16 protein-coding genes are annotated in these 14403 nt (G+C 63.8%); 2 read left to right on the forward strand and 14 right to left on the reverse strand.

What is annotated here, in order from left to right:
• The first annotated feature begins 106 nt into the window (after nt 1-106).
• Nucleotides 107-442, forward strand: a complete 336-nt coding sequence (locus C8K14_RS22435; protein ID WP_133726843.1) for a hypothetical protein — start codon at nt 107-109, stop codon at nt 440-442.
• A 9-nt stretch (nt 443-451) separates the two neighbouring features.
• The gene (locus C8K14_RS16060; protein WP_107717523.1) at nt 452-736 is read left to right on the forward strand and encodes a hypothetical protein; all 285 of its coding nucleotides are present in this window, start codon (nt 452-454) and stop codon (nt 734-736) included.
• 5 nt (nt 737-741) lie between these two features.
• On the opposite strand, the gene C8K14_RS16065 is transcribed toward C8K14_RS16060, so the two are convergent.
• The 14 genes from C8K14_RS16065 to C8K14_RS22440 all read right to left on the reverse strand — a co-directional run bounded on the left by C8K14_RS16065 (nt 742) and on the right by C8K14_RS22440 (nt 14394).
• On the reverse strand, nt 742-3159 hold the full coding sequence (locus C8K14_RS16065) for a hypothetical protein (protein ID WP_107717525.1): 2418 nt from the start codon (nt 3157-3159) through the stop codon (nt 742-744).
• On the reverse strand, nt 3156-5147 hold the full coding sequence (locus tag C8K14_RS16070; protein ID WP_107717526.1) for a hypothetical protein: 1992 nt from the start codon (nt 5145-5147) through the stop codon (nt 3156-3158). Before C8K14_RS16070 ends, C8K14_RS16065 begins: the two co-directional genes overlap by 4 nt.
• Nucleotides 5140-5664 carry a hypothetical protein gene (locus tag C8K14_RS16075; RefSeq protein WP_133726844.1) on the reverse strand — a complete coding sequence of 175 codons (525 nt, stop codon included), beginning with the start codon at nt 5662-5664 and terminating at the stop codon, nt 5140-5142. Before C8K14_RS16075 ends, C8K14_RS16070 begins: the two co-directional genes overlap by 8 nt.
• Entirely contained in the window at nt 5654-6109 is a 456-nt protein-coding gene (locus tag C8K14_RS16080) for a hypothetical protein (RefSeq protein WP_107717530.1), read from the reverse strand. The genes C8K14_RS16075 and C8K14_RS16080 overlap by 11 nt, the downstream gene beginning before the upstream one ends.
• Nucleotides 6109-8391, reverse strand: coding sequence for a hypothetical protein (locus C8K14_RS16085; protein WP_107717531.1), 2283 nt, complete (start codon nt 8389-8391; stop codon nt 6109-6111). Before C8K14_RS16085 ends, C8K14_RS16080 begins: the two co-directional genes overlap by 1 nt.
• A gap of 3 nt (nt 8392-8394) precedes the next feature.
• Nucleotides 8395-8994: a hypothetical protein gene (locus C8K14_RS16090; protein ID WP_107717533.1), complete on the reverse strand. Its 600-nt coding sequence runs from the start codon at nt 8992-8994 to the stop codon at nt 8395-8397.
• Between the two features lie 10 nt (nt 8995-9004).
• Nucleotides 9005-9202 carry a hypothetical protein gene (locus tag C8K14_RS16095; RefSeq protein WP_107717535.1) on the reverse strand — a complete coding sequence of 66 codons (198 nt, stop codon included), beginning with the start codon at nt 9200-9202 and terminating at the stop codon, nt 9005-9007.
• Between the two features lie 87 nt (nt 9203-9289).
• Nucleotides 9290-9739, reverse strand: coding sequence for a hypothetical protein (locus tag C8K14_RS16100; RefSeq protein ID WP_107717537.1), 450 nt, complete (start codon nt 9737-9739; stop codon nt 9290-9292).
• Between the two features lie 62 nt (nt 9740-9801).
• Nucleotides 9802-10767: a phage capsid protein gene (locus C8K14_RS16105; RefSeq protein ID WP_107717539.1), complete on the reverse strand. Its 966-nt coding sequence runs from the start codon at nt 10765-10767 to the stop codon at nt 9802-9804.
• Nucleotides 10768-10930: 163 nt separating this feature from the next.
• A complete protein-coding gene (locus tag C8K14_RS22905; RefSeq protein WP_199223753.1) occupies nt 10931-11863 on the reverse strand; it encodes a hypothetical protein in 933 nt (310 codons plus the stop codon).
• A complete protein-coding gene (locus tag C8K14_RS16115; RefSeq protein ID WP_107717542.1) occupies nt 11841-12134 on the reverse strand; it encodes a hypothetical protein in 294 nt (97 codons plus the stop codon). The genes C8K14_RS22905 and C8K14_RS16115 overlap by 23 nt, the downstream gene beginning before the upstream one ends.
• Nucleotides 12131-13768, reverse strand: coding sequence for a portal protein (locus C8K14_RS16120; RefSeq protein ID WP_107717543.1), 1638 nt, complete (start codon nt 13766-13768; stop codon nt 12131-12133). The genes C8K14_RS16115 and C8K14_RS16120 overlap by 4 nt, the downstream gene beginning before the upstream one ends.
• A 15-nt stretch (nt 13769-13783) precedes the next feature.
• Nucleotides 13784-14137 (reverse strand): hypothetical protein, encoded by a 354-nt coding sequence (locus tag C8K14_RS16125; protein WP_107717546.1) that lies wholly within the window; start codon nt 14135-14137, stop codon nt 13784-13786.
• A 14-nt stretch (nt 14138-14151) separates the two neighbouring features.
• Nucleotides 14152-14394 carry a hypothetical protein gene (locus tag C8K14_RS22440; protein WP_133726846.1) on the reverse strand — a complete coding sequence of 81 codons (243 nt, stop codon included), beginning with the start codon at nt 14392-14394 and terminating at the stop codon, nt 14152-14154.
• Nucleotides 14395-14403: the final 9 nt, after the last annotated feature.

Raw genomic sequence — 14403 nt, forward strand, 5'->3', positions numbered from 1 at the left:
GGCGCGGGCTGCGCCTTCGATTACAGGGAGGCTAATCCCTAACGCGGGACTCCCCGCGTCATCGCCGCTATACTCGCAACCGACTCGCGGAACAAGGGGGACATTAATGCGCCGTGCGTTCGCCGCTCTTTTACTGATACCTACAATTGCGCAGGCGAAACCTTCGCGCCTTGAGCAAGCGCATGCTGCCCAACAATCCTGGGGCGACTGCGTCGTCATCAACACGCGGAAAATGTCCGCCCGTGCTCAGCCATCAGATGTGGTTGAGGCAGCCTTCGGGAAATGCTTTCACGAAGAAGGCGACTTTCGTGAAGCGTTGCGCAAGTGGAGCAATAACGGCGGTTGGTCGATTGGCTATTCTGGCCCGGAACTTGACTATCAAATGCTCCGTGTCCGCGCACAAATTCGCCAGCAGGCGATGGCCGCTGCGGTCGCAGGCTGATCACCGCCCATGACCCTGCGCAAGATCGCCGGGGAGGCTTTCGAGGGCGTGACCGTCACGCTCGATGGCTGCTACTTCGACGGGTGCAGTTTCGACCGCTGCACGCTGGTATTCAACGGGGTCGCACCGTTCGGATACTCGGGCGCGACACCGTTCCGCGGCTGCACGGTCCAGCTTCACGAAACCGCCGCTATGGTGCTCAGCCAGCTTTCCAGCTTTGTCGGGCAGGAAGGCACCCTCGGCTTCGCTGCCAAGGCCGAGTACGGCCTGCCCCTCGTGCTGACGCTTGATTGATCCGGTCATAGACAACTCCTGATCGCTTCGATCGCGGCGGCATCCGCCTTCAATTCCTCTTCGATGCGCGCCACGCTGCGCGCACCCTTGCCATCCCCCAGGTCTACGGAGTAGCGCTCCATCGCATCGCCCAGCGTCGCACGCACATCATGCCAGGCGCTATCGGCCACCAAGGTCGGCCCGTCGCCGGTTGGCTGATCGAACGCTTTCAGGGTTTGCGGATCGACGCTGGCACGCGGTGCGACGGCATCTGCCTTGCGAGCGCCGCGCAACTTCCCTATATCCGAGCCGGCCTCGCGCGTGGGGGAGTGGTCCCGCGCAACACCGGTAGCACCTCCGTCCTCCGCTGCCGCCGGGGCCTTTCGATCCTTCTTGAATGCCGTCAGCAGCCAGTTTTGCCGCTGCTCGTCCCAGTCCAGGCGCACTTTCGCCACATGGTCCGGGCTCTCCAGATGCAGCCGGTTGCGCGTGCTGCGCTCCGGCACCACCCGCATATCGTCCAATATGCTCGGTAGATTCTCGACCACATCGGGATGCTTGCCAACGATATGCGCAAGGCCATGCGTGTCATCGCCCCACACCACATCGATCGGTCCGGTGTCTTCGTGATACAGCGCACCATAGACGGTGCCTTCGCCTGCCGCCGCCAGTTCGGTGCGCGCATCGTCCCACACCGTCTGTCGCGTCACGCGCGGGCTTTCCAAGCCCAGTTCGTGCGCTTCCACTTCCGATTGCGCAATGCGCCAGCTCGTTTCATCGGGAAAGGCATCGCGGCGCAACTGCGGCACTTCGTCTCCGTCGGGCCGGTCGATCATGCCAGGATCGACACGCGGCGCCTCGGGCGCCATCATGTCATCCGGCGCAGCACCATCGCGCGCCATGCCGGCGGCTACCTCGGCTTCCGCGTCCGCACGCACGCGCTCAGCCTCCACCACGGCGGCCTCTCCGTCATCGACCGCCCGTGCAACCGGCCCCTCGATAGCGCCGCCTTCCTGCCCCATTTTCTTGCGTGACCAGGCCAGAAAATCGCCCACCGTCATGTCGCGCATATAGGGATTGGCGTCGATCACCCGTTGCGAAAGCAGCGATGATAGCGGCGTTTCTGGCTCGGCGCGCAGCACGCGCGGCCCGTCGCCAGTGCCCAGATGGTGCATGACGTACAGGTTCGCAGGGTCCGCCTGAACGCCCATGGCACGCAGCCGCTGGGCATTGTCATCGGTCAGGCGCCGCATCAAACGTTCTTGCAGCGCCGGGTCACCCTTGCGCGCCAGGATCGCTTCACGGCTCAATCCGCTATTCGGAAACTCCGCGCGATACGCGCCCAGCCAGGTGTCATTCGTGAAGCCATAAAGCCCGGACGCAGATTGCCCTGGCATCGGGTTGCGCGCGTTCGGATTGCCCCCGCTTTCGCTGCGTCGCACCGCCGCCAGATAGCCGTCCACGCCGCTATTGCCATCCAGCGCGGCGATCGCGCCCGCCACGCGCGCCTGATGCGCAGCGAGGCCCGCATGCGTATCGACAAACGGACTGGAAGCGTTGATTTCACCGTGCAGGTTCAGGATATTCAGCGCCGCCTGTTGCTGCGGCGTGCGTTCCCATGGCGCCCCCGTGGCGCGTTCCAACTCGCGCGCCAGCTTTAAATCCATCGGCAGCACCCTATCAGCGGCCGCCTTCACCCCGGCGCTGACAAGCCCGGGGCCATATCGCAGGCCAGCACCAACAGCAGCATTTGTTGCCGCGCCCAGTGCCAGTTCCTGCGCCATCTGGCCCGGAGTATAATTTTCGCCCATGTTCGCGGCTGATCGCACCGCCTGCGGCGTCTGGATCGCCGTCATCCGTGCCCCGTTCAGCGCTTCACCCGCAATCACTTCCGCCAGCGATTTGCCGCCGCCGCCCAACGCCAGAAATGGCAGGTTCTCTGCACTGAAGGCCGTGGAAACGCCAAACGCCAGGCCGGGGATGATCGCGGTGCCGACGCCACCTTGCGCTGATGTTGCCATATCGCGTGCATGGGCCCCTTTGCGCCCATAGGCCCAAACGTCGAATTCTTCCTGGGTCCGCGGCAAATCGGCAAAGGCGTTTGGGTCGCGCTGCCTAGCGGCCACCACACCACCCCATAGCGCCTTGAACCGCTCGGGCGAGGTTTCCACAGACTGTATCCAGCCACCCCAACGCGGATCGCGATAGCGGCTGCGCGGGTTGCCCATAGCTACCAGCGAATCTTCCAGATCATTGTAGGCCTGCACTTTATTGTTGAAATTGCCGGCTTCGTCACGATCCAGTGTGAGGCGCCAATTTGCCGCCATGGCATCCAACGTCGACACGCCACCATCGACGGAAATGCTTTCCTGATCGCTGGCTACACTACCCGGCAAGGTGCGCGCCTGGTCCTGACGCGGCGTCACGGTGTCGAGCACGCTCATTGCCCGGCTCGGACATCGGTGATGTAGGGCTGGCGGCTTGGCCGCCCATCGGCGCCGCGCGCGCTGACATACCCCGTTGCAGTTTCCCAGCGATAGCGCCCCGGGCCGATCAGCACCGGATAGGCGTTGTTGAGGTTGAAGATAGTTCCGTCAGGGTTAACCGGTCCCATCTTTGCATCCACTTTCCGCTTCAGATCTCGCTGCACGGCCATTTCGAAACCGGCACGGGTGAAGCCGTCAGGCACAACGTAAGGCGGCCCGGAATGCCAATGCGCGATACCGCCCAGCGCCGCCCCCTTTGTGGAATAACCACCCAGGCCAACCAGCGCCGCCGTGAAAATGTCCCCCGGCACCAAGGCATTCACGTCGCGTCCCTTGCCGGAAAGATGACCTGCAAGCCATGCTTTGGCGTTCTCGATCACCGCCGCAGAGTCCTCGGGCGAAAGCGCACGCATGGCGAAATTGATTTCGTTCTCCATCGTGCCCAGCAGCGCTGCCGCGTTCTGGCCGGGAACCTTGGTTTTGTCGGGCGTGAGAAAACTCTTGTCCGCTTCCAGCTTTTGCTGGCCGGCGCGCACTGTGCCCCGTAGAAAATCCTTGATCTGGGCCAGATGCTGAAACCCGGTATCGGCCGGCGCGATTTGCTTGGCCGCGATGGATCGCTCCGCTGGCGGCAGCGCATCCAGCACCGACAGCATTTCGGCCTTGCCGCTGTCGCCGGCCGCATACTGGTTGCGCAATGTCGCCAGTTGCGTGTCTGAAAACACCGGGATGTTGTAACCATACGCTGCCGATGCCGCCCGGCGCCATTGCACAAATGCCGATACGGAGTTCGGATCGTTCAGATTCAGCGGGGGCGGCTGCGTTCCCTGCGGCCCGTTCGTTGCCAGATATCCAACAGGATCGGACTCGAACGCGCGGTTCATCTCGGGCACGTGCGTTCGCGCCCAGTGCAGTTCTTCTTGTTCGGCCGCCGTGGGGTTGGCTTTTCCAGCCAGCGTGGCAATCGCGCGCTCGCGATCCATTGGCCGCATTTTCGTATAGACCTTGGCGAACTGGTTGGCATTGATGATGCCATCCAGTTCCGAAACGGTCGAGGTATCACCGGCTGCCATAGCCGCATTGCGGATCGGCCCGATCTGATCCATCGGCACTTCGATGCCGCGCGCGGACACAGATCGGATCGTGGCAACTTGCTCGCTATAAGCCTGCTTTGCCACCTGCTGGCGCGTATGAATCTCGGCTTGGGCGGCACGGTCGAGTGTGTGCAGTTGCGCTGCCGGAACGCCAAAACCGCTGAACGTGCCATCCGCAATGTATTGGCGCGCCTGCTCTGGGTTCGATGCAGCAATGGACTGAGCCCACACATCTGCGCCTTGCTGCATCAACTGAAGCGCAACCCGTTCTCGCACTGCCGGCGTTTGATCGGACATGGAATATGCCAGGTCCGCCAACTGATGCATGATCGGCATGGCCTGGTCTTTGGTAGCACCGCGCAATTGGCCCATGAGCAATTCCGCAGCCTTGTTGGTGCGATCGCCCGAAATCTGCGCCAACTGCACCGACTGCCAGTTTTGCGCTTGCTCTCCATATTGCGCACGCATTTGTGCGATCTGTACTTGCGCCTGCTGGGCCAGCTTGGTGCTGGTGATCCCTTCGGTGACACCGGATGCCAACTTGTCGAAAATCGCGCCGGCTTGTGCTGCATAGTTTTTGGGATCGAGCGCCTGGTCCTGCTGCAACTGGGTCAGTTGCTCAGCCATCTGCGGGCGCATCTGCGCCAGGCGCAATTGCAGGTCCGAACTGTCCGCCTCATAGCGGTTGCGCAGGTCGATTTCCTTGCGCTGCATGGCGGCCTGCACCATCTGGTTGCCGGCCTGCGCCATCTCACCCGCCACGCCGGCGCCAAACGCTTGCGGCGTGGCATTCGCGGGCAGTTCCGGCGTGGCCAGCGGCGCCGGCTCGGGTGCCACTGACAGGTCAGCCATATTGCACCTCGTTCATCGGGTTCCACGTGCTGGGCGTCAGCGCCCCTGACTGGCCCGAACTGTCATAGCCATACTGCTGGCCAGACAGCGCATAATCCGTGGTGTTTTTCATCATCCCGGATGCGGCATTGCTGATGCCCTGAAACAGCGCTTGCCGCGCGCTATAGCGGCTCATTTCCGCCTGGTTGTTGAAACCCACGGCCCGTGCCGCCGCCTGGCGCTGGATGCTCATCGCGGCATAGGTCTGGTTCACCCGGCTTGCCAGCACCGCGTCCAGGTTCGATCCAGTGCCCATCTGGAAACCGCCGGCCCCCTGCGCCGCCAGCTGCTCGCCGATCGCCGCGCGGTATTTGGCGTCGCTCGCGGCCGATGCCGTCGCACCGTCCACCAGCGCGCCCTGCGCGTTCGCCTGCGCCACCCGTGCGTTGAACATGCCCGCGCGATAGCCGGCATAGCCCTGGGCAAAGCTGCCCAGCGCCTGCACGCCCATGCCGATCGGCCCCATGCTAGATCCCATCGCGCACCACCTCGAACAGTTCCACGGTTTCACACAGCGGCCCATGGTTGCGCATCACCGCAACCGATGAAAAACCGCAGGCCTTGGCCCATCGCGCCTGCTGCGGATAAATGGCCCGGGTCAGCGCCTCGATGCGCCGCCACGGCGCCATGCCGATCTGCAGCCGCACGAATTGCGTGATCGCCTTGGCATGGCGGCCAATATCGGGCGAAAGCAGCGCCCAGGCATTGGCATGCGTCGGAAAGACCACGGCAAACCCGGCTGCGCCGATCACGCGCCCGGTGGCCACGTCGATCCCCGCCCAGGCTGGGCCACCGGCCACCAGCTCGTGGCCATAGGCCTCGGTCATTTCCGGCGTCCACAGCCCCATGGCGCCCTGCTGGCTCACCTGCAGGCTGATCGCCGGCACATGGCTGGCACGCAGTGGCACGAACAGCACGCTCATCAATCCTTGTCCTCTGGCTGATAGCTGCCGCGCACCATGGTCACGATCGCCGGCAGCGGCGCCCGGCTTTCCAGCACCCACGCGCCTTCGCGATCGGTGGCGCCCGTCACCATCACCTTGTCACTCACCCCGCTGAACAGCGGATCGGGATTGTCCATGCGCGTGGTCGCATTGCGGCGAAACAGCTCTTCCAATCGGCTCGCCAATTTCTGGCCCGCCCACAGGCCCGCCGTTTCCACCGTGCGCACCAGCAGGTTCACCAGCTTTTTCTTGACCATTTCCGCCGCGCCGCCCGAATGCGGCTGCGGCAGCTTGGGCGGTAGTCCGGTAATCCGTGCCGGGTAAAACAGCCCGGCGCACACTTTCGCTGCCGGCGCCGGCAACGTGATGCTGCCATCGCTCGCTACCGTCACCGGGTTGAGATACTGGCCATCGGCCAAGACCTGCACGATCTTGCCGGCCCAGCTCGTGGGAAATCCCGTGCCACCGATGCCGATATGCGTTGCTGGTGCGCCGTCATACCAGATCGCCCCATCCAGAAAGCGCGCATCGCTGATATCGGTGCCGTCGATCCACCACGGGTCAAGCACTTCCACCGATCGCACGCCAGCACGGTCGACGAGCATCCACACGCTGTCGGGTGAACCCGTGCTGGCCGGGATCACGCAAAAATCCAGCACCGTCGCCGTGGTACCGTCAAACCCGGCGATCCGGCATTCGCCCCAGCCTTTCACCTGCTGTTCGGGCGCATAGGCATGCATCAGCAGCACGCCATCATTGCGCAGCGCCCACAGGATTTCTTCGCTTTCCTGCTGCCAGCCCAGGCGCTTGATCCCGGGCTGGCCATAATGCCGGCACCAGATCAGCAGGTTTGCGGCGGAATAGCGGTTCTGGATATAGTCATACCCGGCCTCGCGGATCTTCTTGCCCCCGCGCTGCACGAAAATGGTTTTCAGCCCCGATTGCACCGGGCGCACCGGCTCGCTGCCGAAATGGCTCTGCCGCGTCACCATCAGGTTGGTGGAGCTGGGCGCAGCCTGGCTGTTGACCGGCCCCACCGTCCATTCCGCCTTGTCGGTCGAAAGCAGCAGCTGCAGATCGGGTGCGATCCAGTTGATCGGGTTCGAACCCGTGATGCGAAACCGGAATGCCAGGTCCGCTTCCAGGCGTCCTGTGTCGTCAAAGCTGCTGAAATTGAGGTAATCGCCCACCACCGAACCGATCACTTCGAAATCGGTGAACAGTACCAGGCGATCGTTCCAGATGCACACCGCCTTGGGCCAGCCACGATCGGCGGAAAACCGGCCAAAGTTCCACCGCCAGCTGCCGCCCAAAAGCCCACCAAACGGCCCGTATGATCCAACCGCCCCGGGCGGGATCGTGCGCAGCACCGTCGCCGTGGCGCTCAGCCCATCGCTCGCCACCGCGGTGATTTTCAGCTGGCCATATTGGTCGCAGTAATAGGTCCACTGCGTGCCCAGGTTCTTGTCGTTCAGATCGTTGGTATTGGTGCCGTCGTAATAGGTGCCAAAGGTGTGCGTCGGCGGCGTGGAACCCGTCTTGCCACCCCCCACGTTCTGATAGACCTTGCCTTCCCAGCGCCATAGCACGCCAGCGCTGGGCACCGACATGCCCGGTTCCCACAACGGGATCGCTGCGAAATCCTTGGCCTGCAGCTGAAACAGCGCGCCCACATGCCCCGGCCGAAAGATCGCGCTCGTGGCCGTCAGCGTCACCACGCCGGCCGCCGCGCTGGCATAGACCGTTAACGATGAATCGCTGTTCTGATCGTCGAACGGCCCACCGCTCAGCGCCAGCACGGCATAGGTGAATGCTGCTGCGCCCACGCGCGATATCTTGGCCGGCGGATAGCCCGGGTGGGTCAGATACAGCACATCGGCCGATTGCTGCCAATACAGCGCCTGCGCATCCGCCGCTGTGTATGGCACGTTGACCACCACCGGGCTGCCGCCACCATCCACCAGCGGCGCCCCGCTGTTGGAATAGAAGTGCACCAGGCCAGCCCCGGCGCCATCGTCCGAAAACACCAGGGCATAGGCCTGCTCGGCATTGAACTCGAACGGAATGATCGTGCTTGCGGTTGGATCGGCCGCGCCGGCCGCGATCGTGCCGCTGCGCTTGATCGCTGGCCCCTCCACCGTGGGCGCGAAATTCAGCAGCTCGGCAACGGCCCCGTCATAGATCGCGGTATCGGTGCGGCCGAACAGCCGGGGCGAAACTGCCCCGCCATTGAAACTGCTCTGCAGGGCATGAACGGGCATGGATCAACTCGGCCAATAGGTGGAATATCCATAGCCCCAGCGGGCAGTGGTCCACGGGTCATCATCGAAATTCTGCGGCGGGTTTTCCTGGGCATCGGTGGCCTGGGCATCGCCAAACACATCGTTGAACGATTGCCGGCATTCCATCTTCACATTGGCATCGCCCGTGATCTGCACCGCGATCAGCTCGGCCACCTTGTAAGACAGCGCCAGCTCGAACAGATCGTCCCACCGCTCCACTTCGGTGCAGTCCCGCACATAGAGGATCTGCAGCGGGGTGGAGTTGCCCAGCAGCTTGCCGCCTTCCATTTTCCAGTCGCGCGCCTGCGGGATTGGGCCGTCCACATCGGCCAGGCGCACGAAATCGGCCGGCAGTGTGAACTGATAGCCATAGCCAAATGCCGGCGGATCGGCCAACGCCGGCAGGGATACGCGCGCGGTCGCGAAATTCCAGGTATTGCGCCGCAGGGTCGCCTTGCGCGCGATATCCCACACCGCATTGATCGCCACGGTCAGGCGCGTGTCCTGGTCGGGATCGATCAGCCCTTCATCCTGGGCCAGGTGCTGGGCAACCAGCTGATAGACCGTCAGCCGCGATCCCATGGCCCGCGCCTTAGGCGGCCGGGAACGGGTGGTTGGCCATGAACTGTTCCACCTCTTCCAGGAACTTGAACACTTCGCCCCGGTTCAACGGCCCGGTGCTGTTGTAAACCAGCGCGATGCTTTCGCTTGCCAGCGTCAGCGTGCCGGTCGAAACCGTGTAATCCTTGGGCTTGTCGCCCCGCTTCGCCACCACGTTCACCTGCGCCATCGCGCCGCTCCCCTATACTGAAAACACAAATGCTTGAAAAACGCATGTGCCCGGCACGCACGCGGCGGCCGGGCACAGTCGCGGCCGTCAGTTGGCCGATTGGTACGTCATCGCGATTTCGGCGTTGAACGCGCTGGGCAGCGCCGCACCGATCACCGTCATGATCAGCTGTTCCGGCGCCGTATACTGGCCGGCGATGCGCGCGGCCACGGGGCGCAGGGTATACAGCGTGTTGGCCGCCGCCGCCGCGATCGAGCCATACTTGGTCGGGTTGGCGGCGGTGCCGAACTGGATCGTCGCGCCGGTAAACGCCGTATCGGTCTGGAACGTGATCGAATCGAACAGCGCGTTGGCGGGCCATTCGTAAACAACGATGTTGTCATTGACCGCCCCCACGCCCTGCGCGACCAGCGATGCGCCGGAAAGAAAGATCGAATTGCGGCGCAGCCGTGCGCCCACGATCGCGCCATCGGGAATGGCCGGCGGCAAGCTGCCGTCCAGAACACCCTGCGCTTGAAGCGAGTAACCCTTCGGCATCTTGTTTCACTCCTGGTTGAAGCAAACCGGGCAGGCGCGGCCGATCGCCGCGCCGGCGCCGATCAGGCTTCGCTGTTCTGGATATAGCCGGAAAGGCCGTCCTGGGTCCGCGTTGTCGCCATCGCGCTGCGCGCATAGACCTGCGTTTCGAAGTGCAGATCTTCGCGCATCGTCACGTTGGTGAACAGCCGTTCCCAATAGCCGTTGTAGACGCCGGATTTCAGCCAGAACGGGTTCTTGCGCACCGTGCCGCCGCCAGCGGATTCCGTGGTCGGCGCCTTGGTCGCATAGAGCGCGTCGGCCAGGTTCATCTCGATGATGTTGAAACCCAGGAAGCGAAGCAGCTTCTTGCCATCCGGGCTCATCATCCCGCCCAGCGACGAAAACTCGTTACTGGTGATCTGCACTTCGCGCAGCAGATCGGTGATCTGCTTGGGCGTCAGGAGGATATAGGCCTCTTCTTCGGTGAAGTCCGCGTTGGACAGCCCCAACACTTCGCGCGCGGCAAAGAACTTTTCCACGCACATGCGGTTCGTGCCGCCGGCGGCAAAGCCGGTGTTGTACGGCACGATCTGGCCGGCCGGGAACGTGGTGATGATCGTCCCCTTCTTGCCGGTCTGGCGGCTACCGAAAAAGCCATTCAGCCACTGGCGGTTCCAGTAGCGGCGGATCGCTGCCGCGCCCTGCATCACATAGCCGCCCGTCAGCGAGACGCCGGCCATCAGCTGGTCCTGCTTGTTGACCAGGCGGTCATAGAAATCCGGGTCGGGCTTTGCCAGCCACAGGCGGTCCTGCGGGGCATCGCTGGGAACGATCGGTACATGCCGTTCGCGGATTGTCTGCGTATCGGCCGCGCCGAAATAGTCATCGATCTCGGCCAGCTCGCCCGAAAGATCGCCTTCCAGGCAGGTGCCAATCAGCTCGCCGCCCTTGGGCTGCAGAGCCAGCTTCATGTTGGATTGATACGTTACAAGAGCGGTGGTGTTGACCTGATCAACCACGGCAGCCTCCGAAAGATGGTTTCGCATCGATCGAAAGGCTAGTCCGCTCGCCGCGGGGCCGTTTCTGGCGATATCGCTCGCTTGAACGGGCCGTATCGGGGCCAGCGCTGCCGGGGCATGCCATGGGCACGCTAATCCGGCGAAGGCCCGCCTTATCCCGCAAGGGTAAGGCGGGCGTCAAGGGGCAATATCAGGCCGCCCGCTTCTTGGCCTCCTTAGCCGCTGCCACGGCCGCCACCAGGCGGTCATAGCGCGCCTTCACCGTGGGATCGCCGGCGCGCAACTTGGCCGTCGCATCCTTGTCGCCAATGAAGCTGTCCAGCTCAGCCTGCGCCGTCTCTTCCGAAACAGTGAATCCGGGCGTGTTGCCTCCGCCGCGCAGCATGTCCTCGCTGGTCATCGTGCCCAGCTTGGCCATGATTTTCAGCGCCTGGTCCACGCCGATGCCGCGCCCCATGCCATCCAGCGTGGCATTGTCGATTCCCAGCACCTGCATGCCGCGCCGCGCGATTTCGATATTCTTGTTGAAATCAGCGCCCCATTCCGCGCGCAATGCCTGCTGTTGTTCGCGCGTCGCATTGGCCTCGGCCTGCAGCGTCGCTAGCGCTTCCTGGTTATACCATTCTACCATGCCGGTGGCCTGCTTGGCACTCAGCCCCATCTTGTGCGCGGTTTCCTTGAACCGCCCGGTGAACTCGGGATTGGATTCAAAACCATCCGGCGCCGCCACGTCATAGCCATCCGGGCTGTCCGGGCGCCCCACCCGCTTGTAGAACGCATCCCACCGCTCAGCCGGATCGTTCTCGCCCGGGATCGCCGTGTGAAACGCCCGTTCCGTCTGGCGATAGGCATCGACCAGCGCCGCCGGGGTGGCAAACTTCTTGTTCGCCAGCCATGCCAGCGCATCGCCATCCGTGGTCAGGCCCTTCATCCAGTCCGCCGGCTCGGGCGCCGCTGCGGCCGGCGCATCCCCTGCAGGCGAAGCCGCCGGGGCCGCAGCAGCCGGTGCAGCAGCCGGCGCCGCCGTATCCAGCAGCGAAGACGCCCCGCCCGATGCCGGCGCCGCCGCTGCGCCTTCACCGCCCGCACCGCCGTTGTTGTCACTCCCCGAAGTAGTCATCATGTGCCTCCTGTTGTTCAGCAATCTTCGTTTCGGTGAAATTGAGCTGGCTCTGGATGAACAGCCACACATCGCGGCGGCCGTTCAGCCGATAGGTTTCTTCGGGGCTCGCCCCGATCGCGGGTGACTGTGCGCAACAGAATTGGCGCAGCGCGGCCAGCACGTGGCCCACCTCGCGGCCATTCTCGCCATCGGTATCGAACACCACGCGGAACGATCGCGATCGCATGCGCGCAATCGCCTGGATCACCCAGGCGTTGATGCGGGCCGTCATGCGCCACCGCCCATGGATAGCTGGCGTGCCTTGGCCATATTCAGCATCGCTTGCGTGGCGGCCGGCGCCGCTTCCACCAGGCTGGCGCCTTGCTGCTGTTCGGCCTTGGCCTGGCGCAGCGCTGCCACCTGGTCCGGATCGCGCAGCCAGTCGGCCCGCACGCCCATCGCGCGCATCAGTCCGCGCGGTGCCGCATCGGTATCGATCACGTCATAAATCGATGGATCGATCTGCGCCATCGGCGTCAGCATTTCGAGCGCGCCCATGAAATTGTGGGCATCGGCCGATTTCGCCGCGCGCGTCAGCGGGTTGTCGCATTCGATCAGCAGGCCTGCACCCGCCTCGCGCATTTCCGGGGGCATCGGGTCGATCTGCCGCGCCCGCATCAGGATATCCAGCTCGCGTTCCGCGCTGGGCACCAGCGCTTCCCCGATCTGCCGCCCGGCATTCGGCGCCTGCAGCAGCATCGCTTCCCGCTTGCGGCCCAGATATTCCGTGGCCGTCTGCCGGTCGATCGGCTCTTGCATGATGGCAAACACGTGCACCAGGAACGCGGTGTTCACCGTGTTCACCGCTTTTTCGATCGCCTTGTCGGAATAGATCGGGTTGGCCCCGCTGTTGAACGGCTTGATCTGTTCCTTGCCATTGTCCATCCCGCCCGGGATCGGCGCACCCGGCGTCATGTTCATCCGGTTGATCGATCCATCAGACGGCATCAGGATCGGCGGCTGCAGCGCCAGGTGAAACGCCTTGATCGTATCCTTGGCCATGATGTTCAGCTGGCGGATCGTGCCGATCACTTTGCCGCTGGGCCCCACGCCATACGCGTCGTGCGGTGACAGGATATAGCGCGATACCGGCAGCGGGTGGGAATAATACCCGCCCACGCTGATCAGATCGCGGGTCTCTTCCAGCAGATAGATCGACTGGATCGGAAAGCGCCGCGAATCCAGACGCCCCGGTTCGTGCGCCGAATTGGGCCGGATAATGTGCACCAGGGTAAAGCACTGGTCGGGCTTGTTGTCCGCCAGCGCCTGTTTAACCTTGGGCGGCAGCTGGTCATTGTGGAACATCTGCGCCAGCTGGCGCGCCTTCACTTCGCGCCGGCGATGCACCGTGTCGATCCGCCCGCGAAAATCGTCATCGATGTAAAGCTCGCTGGGGTGCGGCGTCTGGTAAAACAGGCCGCGCCCCACCCATTCATCGATCCACATGCCCGCCCAGCCATAGATGCCCAGCATGCGCCAGCGCAGCGCACTGGCCGATTGGAACCCGGTATGGGCGGCATTCCGGCACGCATGCAGCCGGTCGCTGGCATGCTGCAGCCACCGTGCCACTGCCGGCACATCGTTCAGCGCGGCATCGCTGGTTTTCAGCAGCGTGACCTGTTCGCCTTCCGGCATCAGCATGGCGTCCATCGCCGCCACGAACGCCTCAAGGCCCATCTGCGCGGTGTTTTCAGTGATATGGCCATCGCGCTGGCCGCCCGGCTGACGGCGGAAAAAGCCGCCCTGCTGTTCCGGGTCAACCCAGCGCTCGCACTCGCGCCACAGCGCCTCGCGCGGCCCGCGTTCCGTCACCAGTTCCTGATGCCGTTTCAGCAGCACCTGCACTTCGTCTCGCACGTCAGCCATATCGCTGCCCTTTCCTCAGGCGGCCGGGGCCGCGTTGCTTTCGGCGTCGGCGCGGCGCACGATCGCGCAGCGTTCCAGGCGCATCGTCACCTGGGATTCCAGGCGGATCGGTGATGGCAGCGGTTCTTCACTGATCACCTCGCCATCGCACACCACCTGCCAGCCCTCGATCACCGGCGGCTTGTTCAACCTGGTGCAGTCCACCTCCACAGGCTTCATCAGCACCGCGCCCAGCGGGTGGCCGCCATGCCAATCCTCTGGCTTGGCCTCGATCGTCACCAGCTTGGGCATCGGCTTGCCTTTCACCATCGCGATCAGCTGCACCGGATTTTCCAGCACTGTGCTGTAAACGTTCACTTCCGTTCCCATGATGTGTCCTTTTTTTATGACCCAAGCGTCGTTTTGGGGCCGGGCAGCGCTTTGCTGAACCCACCGTCCCCATTCAGGATATCGCTGGCCCCGCCACGCCGCTGCGCCAGCTTGTCACTGGCATCGATCATGCTGCTGGCATCGTCCCGCACCACCGGCACCGGCAGCGCCTGCTGTTTCGGTGCGCTCGATGCCAGCGATGCTACGGCGCTCCCGGCGCTAACAACTGCAGATGCAACGGACAAAATCCCACCCATTCCTGCCTC

It is taken from the genome of Novosphingobium sp. GV079, assembly GCF_003058045.1.
GTDB classification, from domain to species: domain Bacteria; phylum Pseudomonadota; class Alphaproteobacteria; order Sphingomonadales; family Sphingomonadaceae; genus Novosphingobium; species Novosphingobium capsulatum.

Coding starts and splice junctions, on each gene's coding strand:
- C8K14_RS22435 (WP_133726843.1), top strand. CDS start 107: ATGCGCCGTGCGTTCGCCGCTCTTTTACTGATACCTACAATTGCGCAG.
- C8K14_RS16060 (WP_107717523.1), top strand. CDS start 452: ATGACCCTGCGCAAGATCGCCGGGGAGGCTTTCGAGGGCGTGACCGTC.
- C8K14_RS16065 (WP_107717525.1), bottom strand. CDS start 3,159: ATGAGCGTGCTCGACACCGTGACGCCGCGTCAGGACCAGGCGCGCACC.
- C8K14_RS16070 (WP_107717526.1), bottom strand. CDS start 5,147: ATGGCTGACCTGTCAGTGGCACCCGAGCCGGCGCCGCTGGCCACGCCG.
- C8K14_RS16075 (WP_133726844.1), bottom strand. CDS start 5,664: ATGGGATCTAGCATGGGGCCGATCGGCATGGGCGTGCAGGCGCTGGGC.
- C8K14_RS16080 (WP_107717530.1), bottom strand. CDS start 6,109: ATGAGCGTGCTGTTCGTGCCACTGCGTGCCAGCCATGTGCCGGCGATC.
- C8K14_RS16085 (WP_107717531.1), bottom strand. CDS start 8,391: ATGCCCGTTCATGCCCTGCAGAGCAGTTTCAATGGCGGGGCAGTTTCG.
- C8K14_RS16090 (WP_107717533.1), bottom strand. CDS start 8,994: ATGGGATCGCGGCTGACGGTCTATCAGCTGGTTGCCCAGCACCTGGCC.
- C8K14_RS16095 (WP_107717535.1), bottom strand. CDS start 9,202: ATGGCGCAGGTGAACGTGGTGGCGAAGCGGGGCGACAAGCCCAAGGAT.
- C8K14_RS16100 (WP_107717537.1), bottom strand. CDS start 9,739: ATGCCGAAGGGTTACTCGCTTCAAGCGCAGGGTGTTCTGGACGGCAGC.
- C8K14_RS16105 (WP_107717539.1), bottom strand. CDS start 10,767: ATGCGAAACCATCTTTCGGAGGCTGCCGTGGTTGATCAGGTCAACACC.
- C8K14_RS22905 (WP_199223753.1), bottom strand. CDS start 11,863: ATGATGACTACTTCGGGGAGTGACAACAACGGCGGTGCGGGCGGTGAA.
- C8K14_RS16115 (WP_107717542.1), bottom strand. CDS start 12,134: ATGACGGCCCGCATCAACGCCTGGGTGATCCAGGCGATTGCGCGCATG.
- C8K14_RS16120 (WP_107717543.1), bottom strand. CDS start 13,768: ATGGCTGACGTGCGAGACGAAGTGCAGGTGCTGCTGAAACGGCATCAG.
- C8K14_RS16125 (WP_107717546.1), bottom strand. CDS start 14,137: ATGGGAACGGAAGTGAACGTTTACAGCACAGTGCTGGAAAATCCGGTG.
- C8K14_RS22440 (WP_133726846.1), bottom strand. CDS start 14,394: ATGGGTGGGATTTTGTCCGTTGCATCTGCAGTTGTTAGCGCCGGGAGC.